Raw genomic sequence first — 23,413 nt, 5'->3', positions numbered from 1 at the left:
CTCAGCCTTGATCCGGCCGCCGATGTCCCTGGCTCCCCGCAGCGAAGCCGATCTCCAGCAGCGCCAGCGCAGCGGTGATCTGCGCGTGCTTGCTGCCGCCGATTTCCGGGTGCTGGTGGCGACAGGCGGCCTGGAAGCGGCCTACGCCGCCACCGACGTGGTGGTGGCCGCCAATGCGGAGTTCACCGACCAGGCCACGTTGCAGCTCAGCCTCGGGCCGGTGGATCCGCCTCTGCGCATCCGTGAGGCCCGGCTCGACGGGGTGCTCGCCCAGGGGGCGGGTGGCACCGCGGGCCTGTGTCTGCCGATCGGCGGCGGGCTGGGCGAACCGCTGCGCCAGGGGGGCGCCCAGGTGCTGGACGCCCTGCTGGCCGGCCTTGAACTGGAGCTGACACTCACCGGTGAGGCCACCGCCTCCCACCCGCGCCGTGAATACCGGGGCCGCCTCTCGCTGGAGCGCCTGGGCGGCGCACGCCTGCTCCTGCATCGCGCCATCGCCGAAAACGGGGTGGTGGCGGTGAGCAGCGCAGAGGGGGTGGTGCGGAGCCCGTACGGACCCTTGCTCGGTCCCTACGGCAACGCCCTGTACAGCAGTTCGGGCAGCAGCAGCATCGGGCTCACCATGCCCTCACTGGCCTGGCTCGGTCCGGGCTCGCCCGTGCTGGTGGCGGGGGCGGTGGGCTGGGTGATCGGGGCCGGCCATGGGCATCAGCCCGGAACGCGGCGGCTGCCCAGCGGGCATGCGCGCACTCCCGGGGCGGTCGCGGCCGTGAGCGTCGACCTGCACGGGCTGCGGCCCGAATGGATCCGCGCCTGTTTCTTCGAGGGACACGGCAGTGCCCTGATGGTGCCGATCGCCGTTCCCGTGCCCCTGCTCGATCTCGCCGTGGCCCGCCGGGCGTCGATCGGCGACGACCATCTGGAAGCGCCCGTGCTTGATTTCTCGATCCCGCGCCGTATTCGCCCCGGGTTCGGTTTTGTGCCCTACAGCCACTTGCTGGCGGGCAAGATCCAGGTGGATGGTCGCCGCATCCCCTGCGCGCCGGCCCACAGCCCGCGCCTGGCCCGGGAGATCGGCACCTGCCTGATCGAGCTGCTGCGGCAGGGACGCTTCCCGCTGCGCGGCCCGCTGGAGCCGCTGTCGGCGCGCCCGGGCCTGATCCCTCTGGAGGGCTGATCGCCCTGCCAGGGGCTGCTGTGCCGGCCTGCTGCAACGGTCTGCCGAAGCGAGGCCTCGCCCTGCCGGAAGCGCCGTAGGCTCCCGGTGCGGTTTTTCTGGCAGTCGATGACCGAGCCTTCCGCTTCCTCCAACGCGCCGTTCCTTCCCGGTGAGCAACCGTCGGCGCACGAGCCCGTCGGGGAGGTCGCCGCTCCCATGCCCACCAGCGGGGAGCACGGCGTTGCCGACCCCGCTGATCTGCCCCCAGCCGACCCCGCCGCTGTCGTTGGCGCGGATGCTGATGCCGCGCCCATGTGGCACTCGGCCCCGGAGCCGATGCTGCAGCCTGAACCGCTGACCCAGCCTGTGGCGGCAGTGGAAGCTGAAGTCTCGCCTCTCCTGCCCACGGGCGCGCCCGTGGATTCGGAGGTTGGCTCCCAGCCGGCTCCGGTTGATGCGTCGCCAGCTGCAGACCCGGTGAACGCTGCCGCGTTTGCTGCAGCACCTACTGGAGCAGGTGGCCAAGCCTCTGCCGAACCGCCTGCCACGCCCGCCGAGCTCCTGCCGGAGCCCACACCAGCCCCCACCCCTGAACCCGCTGTGGCGGCCACCGTGCATGTGCCGGCCGCACCGGACACCGCTGAGGGCGGTGGCGAATGGGACCTGCTGCTGGCCAAGCTGCGCGAATGGATCGGCAGCGGACGCCTCCAGCAGATGCTGGTGCAGTACCAGGGGCCCTTGCGTGCGGTTGCTCTGGCGCTTGCCCTGGTGCTGGTGCTGCGCCTCTACGGCGCCGTGATCGGCGCGATCGACAGCCTGCCCCTGCTGCCGGGTCTGCTGGAGCTGGCCGGGGTGATCTGGCTGAGCCGCTTTGCGGCCACCCGCCTGGTGCGCAGCAGCGACCGTCAGGAACTGATCGCGTCGCTGGAGCAGCGTTGGCGGGCATTCCGCGGCAACGACTGAGGCCGCCCGTCGGGCTGGGCCGTGCCGGATCTGGAGGCTGACAGGCCTGTTGATAGCTTGGCCCGACTGCGACGACCATCCACCGGTGACCATTCAGTTAGGCGGGAAGCGCACCGTCCGTCGTGCCTACGGGATCGACGAGATCGCTCTGGTTCCCGGAGGTCGCACGGTCGACCCGGAGGTCACCGACAGCCGCTGGAGCCTCGGAGGCATCGACCGTGAGATTCCGATCATCGCCAGCGCGATGGACGGGGTGGTGGATGTGGCGATGGCCGTTGAGCTCTCCCGCCTCGGCTCACTGGGGGTGCTCAACCTCGAAGGCGTCCAGACCCGCTACGAAGACCCCAACCCTGCGCTCGACCGCATTGCGGCGGTGGGCAAAGAGGATTTCGTTCCCCTGATGCAGGAGCTGTACAGCCAGCCCGTGCAGGAAGAGTTGATCCGTCGGCGCATCGCCGAGATCCGCGAACAGGGCGGTATCGCCGCAGTCAGTGCCACCCCTGCGGCAGCGCTGCGCTTCGGCAAGGCTGTGGCGGAAGCCGGTGCTGATCTCTTCTTCGTGCAGGCCACGGTGGTGTCCACCGAGCACATCGGCCCGGAGGGCCGCGAGCGGCTCGATCTCGCCACCCTCTGCCGCGACATGGGCGTGCCGGTGGTGATCGGCAACTGCGTCACCTACGACGTGGCCCTGGAGCTGATGCGCGCCGGTGCCGCCGGGGTGCTGGTGGGCATCGGCCCCGGTGCCGCCTGCACCTCCCGCGGGGTGCTCGGGGTGGGCATCCCCCAGGCCACCGCTGTCGCCGACTGCGCCGCCGCCCGCGACGATTACGAGCGGGAAACCGGGCGCCGTGTGCCGGTGATCGCCGACGGCGGCATCGTCACGGGCGGCGACATCTGCAAGTGCATCGCCTGCGGAGCCGATGCCGTGATGATCGGCTCGCCGATCGCGAGGGCGGCCGAAGCACCGGGCCGCGGCTTCCATTGGGGCATGGCCACACCGAGCCCGGTGCTGCCCCGCGGCACCCGCATCAGCGTCGGCACCACGGGCAGCCTCGAGAAGATCCTGCGTGGCCCCGCCAGCCTCGATGACGGCACCCAGAATCTGCTGGGCGCGCTCAAGACATCGATGGGCACCCTGGGCGCCCGCACCCTGCGTGAGATGCAGCAGGTGGAGGTGGTGGTCGCCCCTTCCCTGCTCACCGAAGGCAAGGTGTACCAGAAGGCCCAGCAGCTGGGCATGGGCAAGTAGAGCCCTTTTAGAGCCCTTTCGCATTGCCCGATTCGCTGCGGACTTTCCGGCGGTTTTCCAGCAATGAGACGCCGCTGGACAGGCCGAGACGGGGGCTAGTCTCGTGCCGTGGGGGCTACGGCTCGCACACTCCTCACACCACCCCGCCCGGCGCGTCCGGGCATTTTCTCTTCCAACGTTCGGTGGCGGTTCCGGGAATGATGCCAAGGCCGTTGCTACATTGGCAAAACCTTGTCCCTCCCTCGAATGTCCAGCGCCACTGCCGTCACCGACGCCTCTTTTGAGCTGGATGTGCTCAAGAGTGATGTGCCCGTGCTGGTGGACTTCTGGGCTCCCTGGTGTGGTCCCTGCCGCATGGTCGCCCCGATCGTCGATGAAATCGCCAAGGAATTCGAGGGCCGTATCAAGGTCTTCAAGCTCAACACCGACGAAAACCCCAACGTCGCCAGCCAGTACGGCATTCGCAGCATTCCCACCCTGATGGTCTTCAAGGGTGGTGTGAAAGTCGACACCGTCGTTGGTGCCGTGCCGAAGAACACCCTCTCCGGCACCATCACCAAATACCTCTGAGTTCTCCCCTCGCCCCTCCCGGCGTGTTGTCGCAGCCTGCCTCCGCCGCCACGCCGGATCCACGTCCTTCGCTCTCCACGGCGGCGGAACGCTCAGTCGGCTCCATTCCGCCGCCCTTCAGTGTCGGCCAGCCAGAGGCAGAGAGAGCGTGGGAGCATCAAGCCCCAGAGCTCAGCAACCACCCCCAGCGGCTGCTGATCGATCGGTCGATCGCCACCTTGATGCGGATCGCCGGTAGCGGCGCCGATGGGGAAGATTGGGGGCTGATCAGTGGCACGCTTCAGGACATCCAGCAGGCGCTGCAGATGTTCGAGCAGCACCGGCGCACCCGCAAGGTCACGGTCTTCGGCTCAGCCCGCACCGTCCCGGGCACCGCTTGCTACAGGCTCAGCGAAGAATTGGCCGGCCGTGCCATCGCGGCAGGTTTCGATGTGATCACCGGCGCTGGTGCCGGTGTGATGGAGGCGGCCAATCGTGGTGCCGGCAGCGAGCACGGTTTCGGCCTGAACGTGCAGTTGCCGTTCGAGCAGCAGCCCAATCCCTACATCGCCGGTCGTAGCGATCGCCTGGTCGACTTCCGCTACTTCTTCACCCGCAAGCTTTTCTTCCTGCGCGAGTGCGATGCGCTGGTGGTGCTGCCGGGAGGTTTCGGCACGCTTGATGAATTGTTCGAGTCGCTGACGCTCATCCAGACCGGCCGCATTGCTCCGATTCCCGTGGTGCTGCTGGCCCCTCCCGGTGATCCCTTCTGGACCAACTGGCAGCACACGGTCCGCCACGACCTGATCGATCGTGGGCTGGTGAGTGAGGCGGATGCTGCCCTCTTCTGCGAAGCCAGCAGCGCCGCCGAGGCAATGGCGCAGATTTGCCGCTTCTACCGCGTGTTTCATACAGCCAGGCTGGTGGATGATCGCCTTGAGCTGCTGCTGCACGCCCCGCTCACGCCTGCGCAGCTGGCCGTGCTGAACCAGCGTTTCGCCGATCTGGTGGACAGCGGGCAGATCGAGCACGATGAAGTCTGCGATCTTTCCGATCAGCTCCGCCCTTCGCTGCGCTTCGATTTCAACGACCGCAAGGTGGGCCGGCTCTATCAGCTGATCGAGCATCTCAACGGTCTCGACATTCAGGGCGCGCCGGAACCGCACCACCCAGAACAACGTCGCTGTACCTTCACTTCCTGATGGCCCTTCTTCTCTTTCTTCCTCCCCCAGTTCTTCTGCCGGGGGCACATCGGCTGCTGACTGATCCCCTGCAGCTTCTGCTGCTCAGGACACAGCTGCCGGCGTTTCGCTCGCCTTCACCGGAGAGTCCGCTGCCATGAGCCGGATCGGATTGATCGATTACGGCATGGGCAACCTCCATTCCGTGCGCCGCGCGATCGAGCGCCTCGGTGCCGAGGTGGTGCCCGTGCAGGACGCTGCCGCGATGCAGGCCTGCCATGCCTTGATCCTGCCGGGCGTGGGCGCGTTCGACCCCGCCATGCAGCGGCTGGAGCAGGCGGATCTGATCGAACCGCTCAAAGGTTGGTGTGGCTCCGGTGGACGCCTGCTGGGGATCTGCCTGGGGCTGCAGTTGCTGTTCGAGAGCAGTGAGGAGGGGGAGCGCGAGGGCCTGGGTCTGCTGGCCGGACGGGTGCGGGCCCTGCCGCGCACGCCCGATCACCCGATTCCTCACATGGGCTGGGCGCCGCTGCTGCCGGGCGCGCCATCACCGCTGCTGCCAGCGGACCAGCCGCCTGCCTGGGTCTACTTCGTGCATTCCTTCGCCGCCGATCCCTCGGAGGCCGCCTGCATCACCGCCCAGGTGGACTACGGCGATGCCCGGGTCACGGCCGCGGTCTGGCAGCAGAACGTGGCGGCCTGTCAGTTCCACCCGGAGAAATCCGGGCCGGTGGGTCAGCGTCTATTGCGCCGCTGGCTGGGCTGGGTGGAGAACGCCGCCGCATGACCCTGCGGATCAGTGGCGGCCGCCGGCTGATCAGCCCAGCGGGCTTGGCGGCCAGACCCACCACCTCGCGGGTGCGGCTGGCGGTGATGAATCTGCTCAGCGCCAGGCTGGAGGGGGCGCGCTGGCTCGATCTCTGCTGCGGCAGTGGGGTGATGAGCTGCGAGGCGCTGCAGCGCGGTGTGGCGGCGGTGGTGGCGGTGGATCAGGACCGGGCGATGGCGGCCACGGCCCGGACCAACCTGGAAACGGTGCGTGCGGGGCTGAGGCGGCCGGTGACGGTGGAGGTGCTCTGCCGGCCGTTGCCGCGCTGGCTGGAGGGTGGTGGCGCCTGCCGTACGGCTGGCGGGCCGTTCGATCTGATCTATGTGGATCCGCCCTACGGCGCGGGGCTGCACCAGCCGATCGCGGCAGCCGTGCTTCAGCACAGTTGGATGGCCGCTGGCGGGTTGTTGGTCTGGGAGTGCGGTAGCGGCCGTGTGCCTGAAGCACCGCCCGGCTGGGAGCTGAGCCAGCAACGCCGCTACGGCAGCTCGGAAGTGGTGGTGCTGAGGCCCCTTAGCCAGCAAGAGAGCCCCGCAGAATCCTCAATGGAACAGGGTCCAGCGGAGCGCCTTTGAGGGGCTGCGAGTGGTGGCCTGGGAGTCCCGGACCCGCTGGCCTCCTGAGCCAGTGGTCTGATCACCTGCTGGCCTCATGACCAGCTTGAAGGATGTTCAGGACGCCCCAGTCGCTTGGTTCAGGCAAGCAGCGCCGGTTCAGCCGCCGAGGGCGCTGCCACGGCGGTACTGGTTCCAGGCCGCCACGAACAACCCCAACAGGGTGACGGGAATCAGGCCCAGCACGATGCCGCAGAGCAGGGGTTCGATCATGGAGAGCCAGCCACACAGAAGTGACGCAATTGTTTCACGTCTGCGGCAGTGTGGTGGGAGCAGCGTGGCGTTCCTTGACAGGTGATCTGACCCCGACAACGGCTCCTGAGGGGGCAGCGGAGGCCACCTTTCGCCGTCAGGGTCTGATCACAGCGATGGCGCTGATGGCGGCTGCTGCCTGCGCGCTGCTGGCCCTGGGGCTGCTCCCCTCCATCCAGGGCGACCCCTACACCCGCCAGACCCTGGATCTGGTCGGCTCGGCCGATCGCGGCAGCCGGCTGTTCCTGATCAACTGCGCCGGTTGTCATGGCATTGCCGGCCAGGGGCTGGTGGGCCCGAGCCTGCATGGCGTCACCCAGCGCAAGAACGACCGCCGGCTCGTGCAGCAGGTGGTGAGCGGCCGCACTCCGCCCATGCCCCGTTTTCAGCCTGATCCCCAGGCCATGGCCGACCTGATCGCCCATCTCCACGCACTGGCGTGACGGCCCCTGCGCCCGCTCCCTGCCCACCGGTGGTGGTGTTGGTGGAACCTGCTGGGCCTCTGAATGTGGGCAGCGCTGCCCGCCTCTGCGCCAATTTCGGCATCGTCGAGCTGCGCCTGGTGGCGCCCCGCTGCGATCACCTCGGCGATGAAGCCCGCCGCATGGCCGTGCATGCCCAGCCGCTGCTGGAGCGGGCCGTTGTGTTTCCCGCTCTGGCCGCCGCCATCGCCGATTGTCGCCGCGTCGTGGCCGCCAGTGGCCGGCCGGAGGCGGCACCGGTGGCCGTGGTGGACCCGCCCGAGGCTTTTGCCTGGCTGGCGGCGGGTGACGGAGAAGGCGATGGCGACGGGGCCTCAAGTGCGGCCCGCGGCCCCGGCGGCTCCCGTGGTCCCGACAGCCCTGGCCGCCCCCACAGCCCTGCGGATGCCCCTGGCCCGGCGACGGTGCCGAAGGTGGCTGCCCTCGTGTTCGGCCGCGAAGACCGGGGACTGAGCAATGACGAACTCCTGCAGGCCGGACGGGTGCTGCGCATCGCCGCCGATCCCGGCTACACCTCGCTCAACCTGTCCCATGCGCTGGCCATCGTGTTGCACGAGTGGCACCGGTTCCACGCCCGCCCGCCTGGTCCAGGCCCCGGGCCCATCACGGTGCTGCCCACACCGGCGCGCCGCGCCGACTTGGAGGCTGCGCTGGCTGATGCCCAGGCGCTACTGCTGGAGGTGGGCTTTCTGCTGCCGCACACGGCCCATGCCCGCATGGCCAAGGTGCGAGGCCTGCTGCAGCGGGCCCAGCTCGATGCCGATGAAGTGGCCATGGTGCGCGGCATGGTCCGGCAGCTGCGCTGGGCCACCGATCGCCGGACCCCTTAACGTCCTGCCAACCCTTTTCGTTTGTCTGTGCGCTCGGGCCGCCCCCCCCGATCCGGATCCACCGGCTGGTTCCAGCCCCTGGCTCTGGTGCTGCGATTGCTGGTGATGGGCGTCGGTCTCGGCGTCATCACTGGCACGGTGCTGAAACAGCTCGCCCCCCGGATGGCCCAAGGGGCGATGGACACGCCGCGCATGGGAGCTGCCACCACGCCGGTGTCGCCCCTGCAGCAGGGCATCCCGCTGGGCAGTTTCGAACCGCGCAAGGAGCTCACGGCTCTCAGCACCCGCTGGAAGGCCCTGGCGGCGGCCCAGAAGGACCTCAAGGTGGGAGGGTTCCTGCTGGTGCTTGATGACGGCCGCTTCGCCCAGCTGAATCCCGATACGCCCCTGCCTGCCGCCAGCTCGATCAAGACCCCGATCCTGCTGGCGGCGCTTGAGGACCTCGACCGCGGCAAGTTGCGCTGGGGCGAACCCCTGCCACTCACCAAGGAGGTGGTGGGCGGTGGTGCCGGCTGGATGGCCAATCGTCCGCTCGGCACCCGTTTCCCCTTCTACGAAGCGGCCACCGAGATGATCCGCGTCAGCGATAACAGCGCCACCAACCTGCTGATCAAACGGGTGGGCGGGAAGCTGGCCATCAATGCCCGCTTCCAGGCGCTTGGCCTTCCTGCCACCGTGGTGAACAACTGGCTTCCCGATCTGGAGGGCACCAACACCACGAGCCCCCACGACCTCGCCCGTTCCATCGCCCTGGTGGATACCGGCGCCAAGCTCAGTCCACGGGCACGGGATCACTTCCGCACGATTCTGGGCACCTCACGCACCAATACCCTCCTGCCCGCCGGGGTGCTCAAGGGGATCGGTGGCGATTCCAGCGACCCCGACAGCGAACTGCTCGCCCGCGGCATCACCGTGCTCAACAAGACCGGCGACATCGGCATCGCCTACTCCGATGCCGGACTGATCGAACTGCCCAACGGTCAGCGGGCCGTGGCGGCCTTCATGGTCAAGGGCCCTTTCAACGATCCCCGCTCCACCGATCTGATCCGGGCGATGGCCGCGGCCATGAGCGAAACCCTGATCGGCCGTTCCCCTGCTCCCACCCCGCGATGAATCCGCAAGCTCCCCGCAACCGCCGCTGTCGGTGGCTGAGCTCCCTGCTGCCAGCTGTTGCCGGTGGCGTCCTGGCGCTGGGCGCGAGTGGCGGGGCCGCCGCCGCCGATCCGCTGACCACTCTGGCAGCCACTCCCGCGGCCAAGCCGGCAGCGAATCCAGCGGCCGCTGCGGGGCCCACCAAGCCAGCTGCGGCGCCTGCCCCTGCTCCCGCCCCCGCTGCGGCTCCCACCACCGTGCTGCGGCCCCAGCAGGTGCGGCCGCTGCCCGGAAAGCTGGATCAGGTGCCGTTGATCAATGACAACAACCCCGAGCTGATCACGGCGCCCGGCATCCTGCTCTCCACCTTCGATGGGGCCGCCACCCTGGGCGGACAGCCTCTCGGTGTGCCGGCGGCTCACCTCAACCGTCCCCTGAAGGGCCGCTTCGACCTGTTCAGCCACCACGTCTACGCAGGGCGGCCCGAAACCGTGGATTCCACCCTCTGGCTGGGGGTGGTGGCGGCACCCAGCGGCCCGCGGCCGGTGCGGCTGCAGTTGATCAGCGGTTCCACGGCGCTGTCGCAGGCCACCGACCCGAAGCAGGCGGACGCCCCCTTCCTGCCCCTGCCGGCTCTGGTTCCCCACGACGGCACCTCCGCGTTTTCCGGCCCGGGCAGCCGGGTGGCGGCTGAACTGCTGCAGCAGCGCCGCAGCCCTGAGATTCCGGCCCAATGGCAGCTGCCGGCCGGAGAACTCACCACCCTGGTGGCAGTGCCGATCCCGGTGCGCGGCCTCGACCCCCTGCTCAACGGCCGCAACCTGCAGCTGCGGCTGGTGAGCGACGGGCCGGTGCAGGTCGCCACCCTGGCCGCTTTCGGCGGTGACCAGCCCCCATCGGACGCCACCTGGCTGGAGCTGTTGCGGGGCGGGCTCAGCCCCAAGGAGCACCAGCCCACTCCGCGCGGCGCCAAGGGGCGGATCATCTATTCACGGGTCAGTGGCGTGCAGCTGGGCAGCCGTTGGACCGGCACGCTCACCGATCCCGGCAGCCCGGTGCTGTCGGTGCGCAGCGCCCCGGTGTCGTGGCCGATCGCCGGGCTGGAGCTGGGCACCCTTGGCACCGGCCAGGTGCAGACCGCCGAGCTCGATCCCTTCTATCCCGGCACTGCCTGGGCCGCCCACGGCAACTACGGCGTCGAGTACGACCTGCGCCTGCCGCTGCGGAACGACAGCGACCAGCCGAGCGTGCTTTCGCTGGCGCTGGAGTCGCCCCGCAAGACGGACAAGCCGCTGGGGGGGTTGAGCTTCAACGCCACCGAGGCCCGGCCGGTGATGTTCCGCGGCACCGTGGAGGTGAGTGGCCTCGACGATCCTCAGGGCCGGCGGATGGGCCGGCGCTGGTTCCACCTGGTGCAGCGCCAGGGGCAGCAGGGGCCTGAGCTGGGCCGCGTTCGGCTCCAACCTGGAGAGCGGCGGGAGCTGCGCGTGCGCTTGGTCTACCCGGCTGATGCCACCCCACCCCAGGTGCTCACCCTGCTGCCGGTGCCCGCCGCTCCGGCGGAAACCTCAGCTGTGAAACAATCCGAACCCGTGCCGAGCTGTCGTCCGTGAGTCAGACCCGCAAGCGCAGGGTGTTCCCCTTCACCGCCATCGTCGGCCAGGAGGAGATGAAGCTCGCCCTGCTGCTGAACGTGATCGATCCCCGCATCGGCGGCGTGATGATCATGGGCGACCGGGGCACGGGCAAGTCGACCACCATCCGCGCTCTGGCCGATCTGCTGCCAGCCATCCCGGTGGTGGCCGGCGACCCCTACAACAGCTCTCCCACCGACCCCGACCTGCAGAGCAGCGAGGTGCGCGCGCGGGCCGAATCCGGCGAGACCCTGCCGGTGGAACCTCGCCAGGTGCCGATGGTGGACCTGCCGCTGGGTGCCACCGAAGACCGTCTCTGCGGCACGATCGACATCGAGAAAGCCCTCAGCGAGGGCATCCGGGCGTTTGAGCCGGGCCTGCTGGCCAAGGCCAACCGCGGTCTGCTCTACGTCGATGAGGTGAACCTGCTCGACGACCACCTGGTGGACGTGCTGCTCGACTCGGCCGCCTCGGGCTGGAACACGGTGGAACGGGAAGGCGTGAGCGTGCGGCACCCGGCGCGTTTCGTGCTGATCGGCTCCGGCAACCCGGAGGAAGGGGAGCTGCGGCCCCAGCTGCTTGATCGCTTCGGCATGAGCGTGGAGGTGCGCACCGTGCGCGATCCCGAGCTGCGCGTGCAGGTGGTCGACCAACGCACCGGCTTTGATGCCGACCCCGAGGCCTTCAGTGCCCAGGTGCAGGACGTTCAGGAGGCCCTGCAGGCCAGGGTGGTGGAGGCCCAGAACCGGTTGCCGTCGGTGGTGATCGACGACGACCTGCGGGTGCGCATCTCGGCGGTGTGCGGCGAACTGGATGTGGATGGTCTGCGCGGCGACATCGTCACCAACCGGGCGGCCCGGGCCCTGGCCGCCTTTGAGCACCGCAACGAGGTCACCGACGACGATGTGGCCCGGGTGGTGGCCTGCTGCCTGCGCCATCGCCTGCGCAAGGATCCACTCGAGCAGATCGACACAGGCGATCGGGTGATCAAGGTGTTCTGCAAGGTGTTTGAGCGGCCTGAGCCAAGCGACCGCAACGGTTTCGAACTGGCCCTGGCGGCCTGAGCCTGTCGGCTGCTCAACTCCCGCAGGGCGCGGATAATTCGCCCCATGCGCATCCTCGGTATCGATCCTGGTCTCGCCCGTGTCGGCTACGGCGTGATCGAGTCCGGCCCGCCCCAGCGGATGCTCGACTGCGGCATGATCCAGACCCTTCCCGGCCGCTCTGATGGCGCGCGGATGGTTGAGATCGCCCGTGACCTGCGCTGGCTGGTGCGGCGCTGGCGCCCGGAGCTGGCGTCGGTGGAGAAATTCTTCTTCTACCGCTCCAGCACCACGATCTCGGTGGTGCAGGCCCGGGGCGTGGTGATCATGACCCTGGCGCGGCTGCAGGTGCCGGTGGTGGAGTTTCCGCCGATGCAGGTGAAGCTGGCGCTCACCGGTTCGGGCCATGCCGGCAAGGAGGAGGTGCTCGACGCCGTGATGCGCGAACTGTCGCTGGATCACCCCCCACGCCCCGACGACGCTGCCGATGCCCTAGCTGTGGCGCTCACTGGCTGGTTTCAGCGGTGAAGCAGCCCGCTGCCGGTGATGCTTCTCCCGCTGACGCTGTGGCCGGTGGGGCAGGTGCCGACAAGGCAGCCCTGCGGAGCCACTGGCGGCAGCAGCGCTTGGCCCTGCTGATGGAGGCGCACCCTGCCCTGCAACAACAGGCCGTTGCGGCGCTGGCTCCCTGGCTGGATCGCCCGCAGCGGTTGGGGCTCTACTGGCCCCTCCGCGGCGAAGCTGACCTGAGGCCGCTTCAGGAGCTGGGATCGGCTTCGCTCGCCCTGCCGGGGGTGCGGCCGGCAGCGGGCCTGGAAGGAGACCCGGCCGCAGGAGCGTCGGGGAGGGGCGCCGCCGCACTTCATTACGTCGCCTGGAACCCGGGCGCGCTGCTGCTCCCTGATCACTGCGGCATCCCGGCCCCACAGGGGCCCAGCCTCGAGCCCAGCGCCCTGGGCCTGCTGCTGGTGCCGGCGCTGGCCTTCGACCGCCGCGGCTTCCGGCTGGGTTCGGGCGGCGGCTGGTACGACCGCTTGCGGCAGCACCCGGCCTGGCGCTCCGTGCCGGCTGTGATCGTGGCGCCCTACGGCTGTCTGGTGGAGGCCCTGCCCACCGACCCCTGGGACATTCCCTTCGACGGATGGCTGAGCGAGCGGGGCCTGGAATGGTTGCAACCTGTTGAGTGATGACCACCCCAGCCCGCCTGACGGGGCTGCATTTGCCAGGATCCCCGCAGTTGAAGCCTTCCTGTGGTGCTCTCCTCGGATTCGTCCGCTCAACCGCCAATGGGCCTGATGCAGCCTGCGGTGGCCCGGATGGATGCCGATGGCACCAGTGGTCGGCGCCTTTCCCCAGCGCTGCGCGCCGGAACCGCCGCAGCGGCAGGCCGCACCGTGGCCGATCGCGTGATGGCCGCCGAGCTCGGTCACCGCTCCGAGCCCAGCGAGGCCCTCTCGATGATGGTGAGCTCGATGGTGCGGATGGTGCAGGCGGGCAAGGCCCATGCCGCCGGCAACCGCTGGTCGGCCTCCTGAACCCCACTTACGCTGGAATGCCTGGCCCTCCTGAAGCGCGGCCGGCCCTCCGCTGTTTGCTCAATCGCCCGTGACCTCCTGCCAACGCCTGGTCGTGCCATGCCTGGGAGCGGTGGCCCTGGCCCTGCTGCCGGTGGCAGCCCGGGCCCATGCCATCGAGAGCAGCCTCGATCAGCTCCGCTCCCTCAACGACTCCCTGCTGCTGGAGAGCCGCTTCTCCTCCGGTGAACCAGCGGCCGGAGCACAGGTGCGCGTGGTGCCGCCAGGAGGCGGCACGCCGGTGACGGTGGGCCAGCTGGATGCCGACGGCAAGCTGTCCTTCGTGCTGCCGAGCGGCGCCGATGGCACGTGGGAGCTCCAGGTCGACGACGGCCCCGGCCATCGCGACTTCCTCGACCTGACGGTGAAGAGCGGCCGCCCTCTGATCGACAGCCTCAGCGGCCGCCCGGCCGAGCCGACGGCGCCCTGGACCTCCCCCTGGCTGGTCGGCACCGTGGTGCTGGGCGGCCTCGGCAGCGTCGGCGGGGTGATCGCCGGTCTGAGCGCCTGGTCCGCTGCGCGCCGTCGCCTTCGATGAGCGCCGGCACCGAAGCGCTCGATCGGATCGTTGAGCGACTGCGCGGCACCACTGACCCCAAGCGCCGCTACGCCTACGTGCTCTGGCTGGCCCAGAAGCTGGAGCCGCTGCCGGATGAGTTCCGCGTCGACCCCTTCAAGGTGAAGGGCTGCGTGTCGCAGGTGTACGTGGTGGGCGAGCTTCAGCAGGGGCGGCTGCACTGGCGTGGGGATTCCGATGCCCAGATCACCAAAGGGCTGCTGGCCCTGCTGATCGAAGCGCTCGAAGGCCTGACGCCTGAGCAGGCTGCCTCCGTTGATCCTGCCTTTCTGGCGGACACGGGCCTGCAGGCCAGCCTCACCCCATCGCGGGCCAACGGCTTCCTCAACATCTTCAAGATGATGCAGGCCCAGGCCCGCAGTCTTGCCGGCGGCGAGTCCAGCGCCGGTGCGGCTTCCGGCGCCGCCTCCTGATGACCAGCGGCGCCGGCCTGCAGGAGCAGCCGCGCTGCAGCCAGGTTTCTAGGCTCGGACGTTTCCAGGCGAGACAGGCATGACCATCGGCATCGGCTTGCTGGGTCTGGGCACGGTGGGAGCGGGCGTAGCCGCCATCCTGTCCGCCCCGGCGGGTCGCCATCCGCTGGTGGACCAGCTGCGGCTGCAACGGGTGGCTGTCAGGGATCTGAGCCGCCCGCGCCCGCTGGAGCTGGATCCGGCCCTGCTCACCACCGACCCCGAAGCGGTGGTGCAGGATCCGGCCGTCGACATCGTGGTGGAGGTGATGGGCGGACTCGAACCCGCCCGCAGCCTGATCCTCAGCGCCATCGCCGCCGGGAAATCGGTGGTCACGGCCAACAAGGCGGTGATCGCCCGCCACGGCCAGGAGATCGCCGCGGCGGCCGCCGCGCGGGGCGTGTACGTGCTGATCGAGGCCGCGGTGGGCGGCGGCATTCCGATCATCGAGCCGCTGAAGCAGTCGCTGGGTGCCAACCGCATCCAGCGGGTGAGCGGCATCATCAACGGCACCACCAACTACATCCTCACCCGCATGGCGGATGAGGGGGCCCTTTACGGCACGGTGCTGGCCGATGCCCAGGCCCTCGGCTACGCCGAAGCCGACCCGGCCGCCGATGTGGAGGGCGGCGATGCCGCCGACAAGATCGCCATCCTGGCGGGACTGGCCTACGGCGGCGGCGTCGAACGCTCCGCCATCCCTACGGAAGGCATCAGCGGCCTGCAGGCCAGAGATGTGAGCTACGCCGACCAGCTGGGATTCCGCGTCAAGTTGCTGGCGGTGGCGCAGAGCGAGGGCACCGATCCCGACGGCACCGAGCAGCTCGATGTGCGGGTGCATCCCACCCTGGTGCCGAAGGATCACCCACTGGCGGGGGTCAACGGCGTCAACAACGCCATCCTCGTGGAGGGGGATCCGGTGGGGCGGGTGATGTTCTACGGGCCTGGTGCCGGGGCCGGGCCCACCGCTTCGGCTGTGGTGGCCGACATCCTCAACATCGCCGGCATCCGCCAGGTGGGCGGCCCTTCCGCCGGGCTTGATCCGCTGCTGGCGGCCGGCAGTTGGCGCCGTTGCCGCCTGGTGGATCCCGCCGTCACCCGCCACCGCAACTACCTGCGCCTGCAGACCACCGACCAGGCGGGCGTGATCGGGCGGATCGGCAGTTGCTTCGGCCAGGAGGAGGTGTCGATCCAGTCGATCGTGCAGTTCCAGGCCTCCGGCGGGGAGGCTGAGATCGTGGTGATCACCCATGACGTGCAGGAGGCCCGTTTCCGTGCGGCGCTCACGGCGATCGCCGCCCTGCCCGACGTCAAGGCGGTGGCGGCCTGCCTGCGAACCCTCTGAGGCAATGATCCGCAAACCCTCTGCCGGGACATGCTGAGCGGCCTCACCTGATGGGAGTGATCAGCAGCACCGATCCTTCGGTCGCGATCCCCTCACCGGGATTTCTTAAGGTTCATAGCGAACGCCTTCCCCTCTCCAGCCCCGAAATGCTGTCGACACACGCCCCCACCACGGGCGACCCGCAGCGCCGTCAGGCCCCATCCCCCCTCGCCACCCCCCTCCCTACGGACACCCCTTCAATCCGCACCAGCCCGATGAGCCTCCACCAGGGTGATTGCATTCACCTCGCCTCGGATTCGAACCTGTACCAGGTGATCGCCGTGGATCCGCCCCACGACCGCTGCTGGGTGCGCCGCTGGCCCTTGGCGCGGGGGGGCTCCCCAGTGTTCGAGGTGTCCTTGCAGCAGGTTCACAACAGGCCGCCTTCCCTGGCCCTGAATGGCCAGCCGAGCCTTTGAATGGCCGCAGCGAGCGTCACCGCCCCCCATCGCCCCCTTTCCTGATCTGAAGCGCTGGCTGACGCTTCCCCTGGTGGGAATGCTGAGCCTGGGCCTGCTGTCCGCCTGCCAGCCCGTCCGTCCGGTGGACCGGCTGGTGGTGGCGGGGCGCAGCCGCATTGATTCGGTGGATCCGGCCGCCACCTTCAGCATCGGCGCGATGCAACTGCTGAGCGCTCTGGGCGATCCCCTCTACGCGATCAGCCCCGACGGCGAGCTGCAGCCGCGCCTGGCCGTGGCGCCGCCCCGGCTCAGCGCCGATCGCCTCACCGCCTGGGTGACGCTGCGTCAGGGCGTGCGCTTCCACGACGGCAGCCGCTTCGATGCCGCCGCCATGGTGTTCACGCTGGAGCGCTTCCTGGCGATCGGCAAGCTGAGTTACCTGCTGGGCGACCGGATCGTCTCGGTGCGGGCCAGTGGGCCCTACGAACTGGAGCTGCGCCTGCGGCGCCCGTTCACGGCCCTGCCCCAGCTGCTCACGGCGGTGAATCTCACGCCGCTGTCCCCCACGGCCTACCGGGCCCACGGCCGCCGCTTTCTGAACGAGCGCTTCGTGGGCACCGGGCCCTACCGGCTCACCTTCTTCAACGATCAGCAGCAGCGGCTGGAGCCCTTCGCCGACTACTGGGGGCCGAAGCCAGCCAATGGCGGCATCGATCTGGTGAACCTGAGCAACTCCACCGCCCTCTACGGCGCCCTTCGCAGCGGTGAGGTGGATGTGCTGCTCTCCACCAGCCTGGAGGGCGACCAGCAGCTGTCGCTGCATCGTCTGGCCGAGGCCGGCGCCCTGCGCGAAGGCAGGGGGCCGGCCCTGGAGATCGGCTATCTCACGCTGCTCAGCGACCAGCCGCCCCTGAAGGATCCACGCCTGCGCCGCGCCCTGGCGTTCGGCCTCGATCGGGAGCTGATCAGCCAGCGGGTCAGCCACGGGCTGCGCCCGTCCCTGCGGGAGCTGGTGCCCCCGACGATCCCCGGCTCCGATCCGCAGGCCTGGCCTGCCTTCGATCCGGCCCAGGCCCGCGCGCTGTTTCGCCAGGCCGGCTACTGCAGCGGCCGGCGGTTGAGCGTGCCCCTCACCTTCCGCTCCAACATCCCCTCCGACCGCCTGTTCGCGCTCACCTGGAAGGAGCAGCTGGCCCGTGACCTCGGCGACTGCGTGCAGCTGGAGATCAGCGGGATGGAATCCACCACGGCCTACCGGCAGCTCGGCGAGGGCGCCTTCACGGCGATCCTGCTGGAGTGGATGGGCGATTTCCCCGATGCCGACAACTACCTGATTCCCCTGTTGGGGTGCGAGCAGGCAGAGGGCAACCGCTGCCTCAAGGGGGCCAGCGCCGCCAGCGGCAGCTTCTGGACCCAGCCGGGTCTTGAGCAGGATCTCAAGCGCAGTGAAAGCCTGGAGGGCGAGGAGCGCGTCGCCCTGCTGCGCCGCCTGCAGCAACAGGTGGCCCAGGCTTCCCCCTACATCCCGGTCTGGCTGGTGGCCCCGCGCGCCTGGGCCCGCCCCAACCTGCAGACGCCCCGCTTCGATGGGGCCGGCCGGGTGGTGTTCAGCCGGCTGCAGAAGGAGCGCCACCCATGAGCCGCCGTTCCCAGCTGTTGCGCTACGGCGCCAGCCGCCTGCTGCTTGGCCCGGTGATGCTCTGGCTGATCGCCTCCCTGGTGTTCCTGCTGCTGCGGCTGGCGCCGGGTGACCCGATCGATGCCCTGCTCGGCATCCGCGCTCCGGAGGAGGCCCGCGCCGCCCTGCGCCAGCAACTCGGGCTTGATCTGCCGCTGCTCACCCAGTACGGCCAGTTCCTGCTGGGTTTGCTGCGCGGGGATCTGGGCGCCTCGCTCACCAATCAGACACCGGTGGCCCAGGTGATCGGCCAGAGCCTGCCGGCCAGCCTGGAGCTGGGCGTGTGCGCGCTGTTGATCGCCGCCGTGCTGGGCCTGGCGGTGGGGTTCTCCGGCATCGCCCGTCCCGACGGCAAGCTCGATCTGGCCGGCCGCCTCTACGGCATCGGCACCTACGCCCTGCCGCCGTTCTGGGCGGCGATGGTGGTGCAGCTGGTGTTCGCCGTCTGGCTCGGCTGGTTGCCGGTGGGTGGGCGCTTCCCGGTCACGCTGCTGCCGCCCACCGGCTCCGGCTTCTACCTGTTCGACAGCCTGCGGGCCGGCAACTGGCAGCAGTTCAGCGGCACGGTGCGGCATCTGGTGCTGCCCGCCACCACGCTCGGCGTGCTGCTCAGCGGCATCTTCGATAACGCGCTGCGGCTCAACCTGCGCCGGGCGCTCCGCTCCGACTACGTGGAAGCGGCCCGCAGCCGCGGCCTGAGCGAACCAAGGGTCGTGCTGCGCCACGCCCTGCCGAATGCCCTGTTGCCCGTGCTCACGATCACCGGGATCACCGTGGCCTCCCTGATCGGTGGCGCCCTGCTGATTGAGGTCACCTATTCGTGGCCGGGCATCGCCTTCCGGTTGCAGGAAGCGATCGCCCAGCGGGATTACCCCCTGGTGCAGGGGATCGTGGTGGTGGTGGCGGCGCTGGTGGTGGTGGTGAGCGTGGTGGTGGATCTGCTGGTGGCCCTGCTGGATCCGCGGATTCGGTTCTGACGCTTGCTGCTGAAGCCGGTGCTGAACGCTGCCGCTGGTGCCTTTTTGCGCCCTGCTGTGGGAGCGGATGGTCTGCCCCGTCCCGCTGTTGCCGTTCAGCCGTCGAGGCGCCGGTGCCAGTGGCGGGCTGCCTCCCGGTCCAGCACGTAGGCCCGCACGGTGCCCTGCAGGCGCTGCTGGCTGGCCAGGACAGCGGACCCGTCGAGGGAGCCGAGGAAGTCGGCGGTGAGGTTGAGCAGCAGCTCCTGCACCTGATGCGGTTCCACACCGACCAGCTCCTCGCCTAGCTGCAGCAGCGCGGGGTTGTCGTCACCGAGGCGCACCACCGAGAAGTGGCTGCCTCCCTCCACCATCACCAGCCGGCTGCGGGGGTTGTGCTGCTGCAGGAACAGCTCCAGCTGCTCGCCCACCGGCGGCGTGACCAGATCAAGGCCGCCACCCACCATCAGCAGCGGCGTGCCGTTGAGGCGATCGAGGCCGCGGCCTGGCCAGAGCAGGCTTCCGAAGGGATTGAAGCTCACCACCGCCGCCACCGGGTCGCGCCCGTCGCCGCTGCCCACCTTCGGCAAGGGCACCTCCGGCAGCTGGCATTGCAACAGCCGCGAGAGGTTGTTGAGCGGGATCCCTCTCATCGCCTGCTTGCAGCGCTGGTCGAGGCCTGCCACGGGCCGGGCGCCTCCGGCCATCAGAGCCGACAGCCCACCGAGCGAATGGCCCAGCAGCACCGCGGAGGAGCCCAGGGGCGGCAGCCGGCCGTCCTGCTCGGCTTTCAGCACCGCCTCCACATCCGCCAGGCGGGCGGGGAGCGTCTCGGCGCCGGGGGGCGGGCGCTGCCCATCGAGCAGTTGCCGCACGACGTGTTCGTCGCTGCTGGGGTCATCGATCAGCAGCACCGGGTAGCCGCGCTCCGCCAGCCCGCGGGCCAGCCAGTTCAGCTGGGCGCCGCTGCTGCCCAGCCCCGGCATCACCAGCAAGTAGGTGCCACGAGCGGGCCCCACCGCCTCCCACAGCTCGATCTTGAGGGGGTCGGGCCGGTGGGTCACCGCCAGTTCCAGCAGGCGGGGCATGGGAACGGCGCCGGTGGGCTGCAGGGCCGGCGCCCGTGCGGTGCTGGGGGTGGCGGTCAGGGGCAGTCGCAGCTGACGCAACTGCCTCAGGGCCTGGCCCTGCAGTTCCACCTGCCGGCGCCATTGCTGCGCCAGCTTCAGCACCTCATCCACCTCCAGGGTGAGCCGGGGGGTGGGCACGGCCCGCAGCAGGCTCAGCGGGGTGACCGGTTCAGGGCGCTGTAGCAGGCCGCGGAGTGTGTTCACCAGCAGAGGGCCGCTGCCGCTCTGGTCGGTACTCAGCAGTGCCCCCATCTCCTCGACCACCTGCCGACCCGCCCAGCTCTGGATCAACTGCAGAGCCAGGTCGCGCTCCTCCAGGATCGGCGTGAGCAACAGGCGGCGCAGATCCTCGCGGCTGCGGGGGTCGAGCAACTCGAACCACACGCCCAGGTCGTTGCCCCGGGAGCCGGGATCACGGCTCCAAGCCTCCAGCTGGCCGATGTCGATCGGCAGCGAGAACCCGTCGAGCCGAACGATCAGTTGATCTGCGGCCTTGGCCGGACTGCCCCCCCCGACCAGCAGACTGGTGAGAAGCACGAACAGCGGTCGGAACCGGTTTGACACGACGTCGCGCAGGGGCAAGCGGCCTCGGCTGGTTCCTCCAGTTTCCCGCGCCCCTGCAGCAATTGTGCTGGATGCGGCTGCTGAGCGGCCTTGGCGGCGGCGGCGTGATCTATCTCACCGCTGTGGTGTTCCACAACGCCGGCTTCTCCGCCACCGCGGTCGGGCAGGGGCTGGCGGCAGCCGCATTGGCCGGTACGGCCGGTCGCTTGCTCTGCGGCTGGTGGCTCGACCGCGGCCGCTCCTGCAATGGCCCGATCGTGCTGGCTGCCTTGATCTCGGTGCTGGCCGACGCGCGCCTGTACAGCGCCACCAGCTTTCCCGCCTACGTGAGCGGGCAGATGCTGATCGGACTGGCCCTCGGGCTCTGGTGGCCCGCGATCGAGCTTGCCGTGACCCAGAGCTGCGCGCCGTTGCCCTCCAGCCGCGCCTTCGCGTTGGTGCGCACCGCTGATGCGCTTGGTATCGCCACCGGCGTGCTTCTGGGCTCTGGGCTGGCGGCCCTTGGCCGCTTGCGGGGCATCTTCCTCGTCGACATCGCCTGCATGGTCGTGCTACTGAGCCTGCTGCTGCGCCGGCCGCTGCCGCCGGCACCAGTCCGCAGTGCCGACATCCGACTCGATTCCTGGCAGGGATGGGTGCGGCCCCTGCTGCCCCTGCTGGCGATGACGGTGCTGTCCACCGGCATGGTGGCCCTGCTGCAGGGCGCCCTGCCCCTGGATCTGGTGCGCGGCGGGCTGGCCCGCCCCCCCCTGCCGGAGAGCACTGGTGCCCTGCTGCTGGCGCTGCAGCTGGGGCTCCTGCTGGCCCTGCAATGGCCGCTGGGGCGCTGGCTGTCAGAGCGTTCGGTGGCCTTCGGGCTCGGACTGAGCCTGCTGGGCTTCGCGCTCGGTAGCTCCCTGCTGGCCTTCTCCAGCCTGGGCTGGCACAGCCTCACGGTGCTGCTGCTGGCCCAGCTGCCGCTGGCGGCGGCTGTGGCCGCCTTTCTGCCCACGGCCACCGAAGCGGTGGTGGAGATCACGCCCCCCGCCCATCAAGGCATGGCCATGGCGTTGTTCTCGCAGTGTTTTGCGCTGAGTGCCTTCTTAGCGCCGCAGGTGGCGGGCCTGTTCCTCGATCAGCAGCGGCATGGGGGCGGCCTCTGGCTGGCGATGGCGGCGCTCTGCCTGCTGGGCCTCACCCTGGTGCGTCCCTTAGCCCGCGTCCACCCCCACGCCAGCCCCTCCAGTGTGATCTGAGGCCCCGGCCCCGCCAGGGGCGGGCCGGGAGATCCAGCCCTGCTGCTCGTGAGGCAGGGGCTCGGTGCCGTACTCCCAGTCGTCGTAGTCGGGGTCGTTGCGGATGCGCTGGTGCAGTTCCTTCTGAATGTCGAAGTTGTGTGCGCCGGGATTGCGCGCACCGGTGGCGGATCCCGCACCTCGGTCAGGGGTCGCCGCGGTGGCGCTCGTGACCTCGGCCAGCGGCGGCTCAGCGGCAGGCCGATTTGCAGGCGCTGCCGCGCTGCCAGCAGAGGGCTCCTGGGAGGGGTTCATCAGGCTTCGCCTCGTCGGACACCATTCTCGCCGAAGGCGGCCGCCGCCCCGGTCACGGAAGCCAAAGAGGAGGGCGGCTCAATGCTCTGCGCCTGCCTCAGCCGCCGAAGCGTCTGCTGAAGTTGAAACCGCTTCAGACGTTGAACAGGAACTCCATCACGTCGCCTTCGGCCACCACGTACTCCTTGCCCTCGCTGCGCAGCCAGCCTCGGTTGCGTGCTTCCGACAGGGAGCCCGCTTCAATCAACTGCGCGTAGGCCACGGTCTGGGCGCGGATGAAGCCCCGTTCGAAATCGGTGTGGATCACGCCGGCGGCCTGAGGCGCGGTCATGCCGGCTGTGATTGTCCAGGCCCTGGTTTCCTTTTCGCCGGTGGTGAAGTAGGTGCGCAGGCCGAGCAGCTGATAGGTGGCGCGGATCAGGCTCTGCAACCCGCCCTCGCTCACCCCCAGCCCGTCGAGATAGTCGGCGCGCTCGGCTTCGCCGAGTTCAACGAGTTCCGCCTCCACCTGCGCCGAAATCCGCACCACCTCAGCCCCTTCACGCTGGGCAAGGGCCACCACGGCCTCGCTGTGGCCGTTGCCTGCCGCCAGGTCGTCTTCCGACACGTTGGTGGCGTAGATGATCGGCTTGAGGGTGAGCAGGCCGAGCGGACGGATCGTCTCGCGCTCGTCGGCGCCGAGGGCAACCCCGCGTGCCGGTGCGCCGGCTTCCAGCGCAGCGGCGATGCGGCCCAGCACCTCATCTTCTGCCTGGGCTTCCTTGCTGGTGCGAGCCTGCTTCTTGAGCCGTTCCCGCCGCTTCTCCACCTGGGTGAGGTCAGCGAGAGCCAGTTCCAGATTGATGATCTCGGCGTCCTGGGCGGGATCCACCTGACCAGCCACGTGGATCACGTCGTCGTCCTCAAAGCAGCGCACCACGTGCACGATCGCGTCCACCTCGCGGATGTTGGCGAGGAACTTGTTGCCGAGCCCTTCGCCCTGGCTGGCGCCCTTCACCAGGCCGGCGATGTCGACGAACTCCACCCGGGTGGGCACGATCTCGCGGGAACTGGAAACGTCTGAGAGCATTTTCAGGCGCCCGTCGGGCACCGCCACGGAGCCCACGTTCGGCTCGATCGTGCAGAACGGAAAGTTGGCGGCCTGGGCCTGGGCGTTGGCCACCAGGGCATTGAAGAGGGTGGATTTGCCCACGTTGGGCAGCCCCACGATTCCGGCTTTAAGCATGGGGCTAAATCTAAACGGCGCCCCCCGGGCCTCCCATGGCCACGTTTTTCGCCGCGACCATCAAGA

Annotated in this window: 26 protein-coding genes; 22 read left to right on the top strand and 4 right to left on the bottom strand. The window is 69.5% G+C overall.

Going from position 1 to position 23,413, the window contains the following annotated elements; all coding sequences use genetic code 11:
* Positions 1–22: 22 nt before the first annotated feature.
* The 7 genes from KBZ19_RS03870 (at position 23) to rsmD (ending at position 6,505) form a co-directional block, all read left to right on the top strand.
* Positions 23–1,177, top strand: coding sequence for a homocysteine biosynthesis protein (locus tag KBZ19_RS03870; RefSeq protein ID WP_255099830.1), 1,155 nt, complete (start codon positions 23–25; stop codon positions 1,175–1,177).
* 108 nt (positions 1,178–1,285) lie between these two features.
* Positions 1,286–2,122, top strand: a complete 837-nt coding sequence (locus KBZ19_RS03865) for a CAAD domain-containing protein (RefSeq protein WP_255099829.1) — start codon at positions 1,286–1,288, stop codon at positions 2,120–2,122.
* A gap of 85 nt (positions 2,123–2,207) precedes the next feature.
* On the top strand, positions 2,208–3,371 hold the full coding sequence (locus KBZ19_RS03860) for a GuaB3 family IMP dehydrogenase-related protein (protein ID WP_094510264.1): 1,164 nt from the start codon (positions 2,208–2,210) through the stop codon (positions 3,369–3,371).
* 246 nt (positions 3,372–3,617) lie between these two features.
* Positions 3,618–3,941, top strand: coding sequence for a thioredoxin (gene trxA, locus KBZ19_RS03855; RefSeq protein WP_094510265.1), 324 nt, complete (start codon positions 3,618–3,620; stop codon positions 3,939–3,941).
* Positions 3,942–3,967: 26 nt separating this feature from the next.
* Positions 3,968–5,122 carry an LOG family protein gene (locus KBZ19_RS03850; RefSeq protein WP_255099828.1) on the top strand — a complete coding sequence of 385 codons (1,155 nt, stop codon included), beginning with the start codon at positions 3,968–3,970 and terminating at the stop codon, positions 5,120–5,122.
* Between the two features lie 136 nt (positions 5,123–5,258).
* Positions 5,259–5,888, top strand: coding sequence for an imidazole glycerol phosphate synthase subunit HisH (gene hisH / locus KBZ19_RS03845; protein WP_255099826.1), 630 nt, complete (start codon positions 5,259–5,261; stop codon positions 5,886–5,888).
* Positions 5,885–6,505, top strand: a complete 621-nt coding sequence (rsmD, locus tag KBZ19_RS03840) for a 16S rRNA (guanine(966)-N(2))-methyltransferase RsmD (RefSeq protein WP_255099825.1) — start codon at positions 5,885–5,887, stop codon at positions 6,503–6,505. Before hisH ends, rsmD begins: the two co-directional genes overlap by 4 nt.
* A 138-nt stretch (positions 6,506–6,643) precedes the next feature.
* Here rsmD and petG read toward each other — a convergent pair whose 3' ends face one another.
* Entirely contained in the window at positions 6,644–6,757 is a 114-nt protein-coding gene (gene petG, locus KBZ19_RS03835; RefSeq protein WP_006041770.1) for a cytochrome b6-f complex subunit V, read from the bottom strand.
* A 74-nt stretch (positions 6,758–6,831) separates the two neighbouring features.
* Between petG and KBZ19_RS03830 the strand changes: the two genes are divergently transcribed.
* The 14 genes from KBZ19_RS03830 (at position 6,832) to KBZ19_RS03765 (ending at position 18,920) form a co-directional block, all read left to right on the top strand.
* Positions 6,832–7,239, top strand: coding sequence for a cytochrome c (locus KBZ19_RS03830; protein WP_233132697.1), 408 nt, complete (start codon positions 6,832–6,834; stop codon positions 7,237–7,239).
* Complete coding sequence (locus KBZ19_RS03825) at positions 7,236–8,108, top strand: RNA methyltransferase (protein ID WP_255099824.1); 873 nt, start codon at positions 7,236–7,238, stop codon at positions 8,106–8,108. The genes KBZ19_RS03830 and KBZ19_RS03825 overlap by 4 nt, the downstream gene beginning before the upstream one ends.
* 27 nt (positions 8,109–8,135) lie before the next feature.
* Positions 8,136–9,221, top strand: a complete 1,086-nt coding sequence (locus tag KBZ19_RS03820) for a serine hydrolase (protein ID WP_255100046.1) — start codon at positions 8,136–8,138, stop codon at positions 9,219–9,221.
* Complete coding sequence (locus tag KBZ19_RS03815; protein ID WP_255099823.1) at positions 9,218–10,813, top strand: DUF3370 domain-containing protein; 1,596 nt, start codon at positions 9,218–9,220, stop codon at positions 10,811–10,813. The genes KBZ19_RS03820 and KBZ19_RS03815 overlap by 4 nt, the downstream gene beginning before the upstream one ends.
* Positions 10,810–11,898, top strand: a complete 1,089-nt coding sequence (gene bchI / locus KBZ19_RS03810; protein WP_094510271.1) for a magnesium chelatase ATPase subunit I — start codon at positions 10,810–10,812, stop codon at positions 11,896–11,898. The genes KBZ19_RS03815 and bchI overlap by 4 nt, the downstream gene beginning before the upstream one ends.
* Positions 11,899–11,943: 45 nt before the next feature.
* Positions 11,944–12,405: a crossover junction endodeoxyribonuclease RuvC gene (gene ruvC / locus KBZ19_RS03805; RefSeq protein ID WP_094510272.1), complete on the top strand. Its 462-nt coding sequence runs from the start codon at positions 11,944–11,946 to the stop codon at positions 12,403–12,405.
* Entirely contained in the window at positions 12,402–13,064 is a 663-nt protein-coding gene (locus KBZ19_RS03800; protein ID WP_255099821.1) for a 5-formyltetrahydrofolate cyclo-ligase, read from the top strand. The genes ruvC and KBZ19_RS03800 overlap by 4 nt, the downstream gene beginning before the upstream one ends.
* Positions 13,065–13,193: 129 nt before the next feature.
* Positions 13,194–13,412: a hypothetical protein gene (locus KBZ19_RS03795; RefSeq protein WP_255100045.1), complete on the top strand. Its 219-nt coding sequence runs from the start codon at positions 13,194–13,196 to the stop codon at positions 13,410–13,412.
* Between the two features lie 70 nt (positions 13,413–13,482).
* Entirely contained in the window at positions 13,483–13,989 is a 507-nt protein-coding gene (locus tag KBZ19_RS03790) for a hypothetical protein (RefSeq protein ID WP_255099820.1), read from the top strand.
* Positions 13,986–14,441 carry a SufE family protein gene (locus KBZ19_RS03785; protein WP_255099819.1) on the top strand — a complete coding sequence of 152 codons (456 nt, stop codon included), beginning with the start codon at positions 13,986–13,988 and terminating at the stop codon, positions 14,439–14,441. Before KBZ19_RS03790 ends, KBZ19_RS03785 begins: the two co-directional genes overlap by 4 nt.
* 79 nt (positions 14,442–14,520) lie before the next feature.
* Positions 14,521–15,825 carry a homoserine dehydrogenase gene (locus KBZ19_RS03780; protein ID WP_255099818.1) on the top strand — a complete coding sequence of 435 codons (1,305 nt, stop codon included), beginning with the start codon at positions 14,521–14,523 and terminating at the stop codon, positions 15,823–15,825.
* Between the two features lie 146 nt (positions 15,826–15,971).
* Positions 15,972–16,283, top strand: coding sequence for a hypothetical protein (locus tag KBZ19_RS03775; RefSeq protein WP_399220085.1), 312 nt, complete (start codon positions 15,972–15,974; stop codon positions 16,281–16,283).
* Positions 16,264–17,904 (top strand): ABC transporter substrate-binding protein, encoded by a 1,641-nt coding sequence (locus tag KBZ19_RS03770; protein ID WP_399220084.1) that lies wholly within the window; start codon positions 16,264–16,266, stop codon positions 17,902–17,904. Before KBZ19_RS03775 ends, KBZ19_RS03770 begins: the two co-directional genes overlap by 20 nt.
* Positions 17,901–18,920: an ABC transporter permease gene (locus KBZ19_RS03765; protein ID WP_255099817.1), complete on the top strand. Its 1,020-nt coding sequence runs from the start codon at positions 17,901–17,903 to the stop codon at positions 18,918–18,920. Before KBZ19_RS03770 ends, KBZ19_RS03765 begins: the two co-directional genes overlap by 4 nt.
* 95 nt (positions 18,921–19,015) lie before the next feature.
* Here the strand turns inward: KBZ19_RS03765 and KBZ19_RS03760 are convergent, their stop codons facing one another.
* On the bottom strand, positions 19,016–20,566 hold the full coding sequence (locus KBZ19_RS03760; RefSeq protein ID WP_255099816.1) for an alpha/beta hydrolase: 1,551 nt from the start codon (positions 20,564–20,566) through the stop codon (positions 19,016–19,018).
* Positions 20,567–20,664: 98 nt separating this feature from the next.
* On the opposite strand from KBZ19_RS03760, the gene KBZ19_RS03755 reads away from it, so the two are divergent.
* The gene (locus tag KBZ19_RS03755; RefSeq protein WP_255099815.1) at positions 20,665–21,828 is read left to right on the top strand and encodes an MFS transporter; all 1,164 of its coding nucleotides are present in this window, start codon (positions 20,665–20,667) and stop codon (positions 21,826–21,828) included.
* On the opposite strand, the gene KBZ19_RS03750 is transcribed toward KBZ19_RS03755, so the two are convergent.
* Positions 21,784–22,122 (bottom strand): hypothetical protein, encoded by a 339-nt coding sequence (locus KBZ19_RS03750; RefSeq protein ID WP_255099813.1) that lies wholly within the window; start codon positions 22,120–22,122, stop codon positions 21,784–21,786. The genes KBZ19_RS03755 and KBZ19_RS03750 overlap by 45 nt on opposite strands.
* Before the next feature lie 133 nt (positions 22,123–22,255).
* Entirely contained in the window at positions 22,256–23,347 is a 1,092-nt protein-coding gene (gene ychF / locus KBZ19_RS03745) for a redox-regulated ATPase YchF (protein ID WP_094510279.1), read from the bottom strand.
* Between the last annotated feature and the right edge of the window lie 66 nt (positions 23,348–23,413).

Source organism: Synechococcus sp. L2F (assembly GCF_024345695.1).
GTDB lineage: Bacteria > Cyanobacteriota > Cyanobacteriia > PCC-6307 > Cyanobiaceae > MW101C3.
Note: the sequence above shows the minus strand (reverse complement) of the source record. Positions and strands in the feature narration are given on the sequence as shown.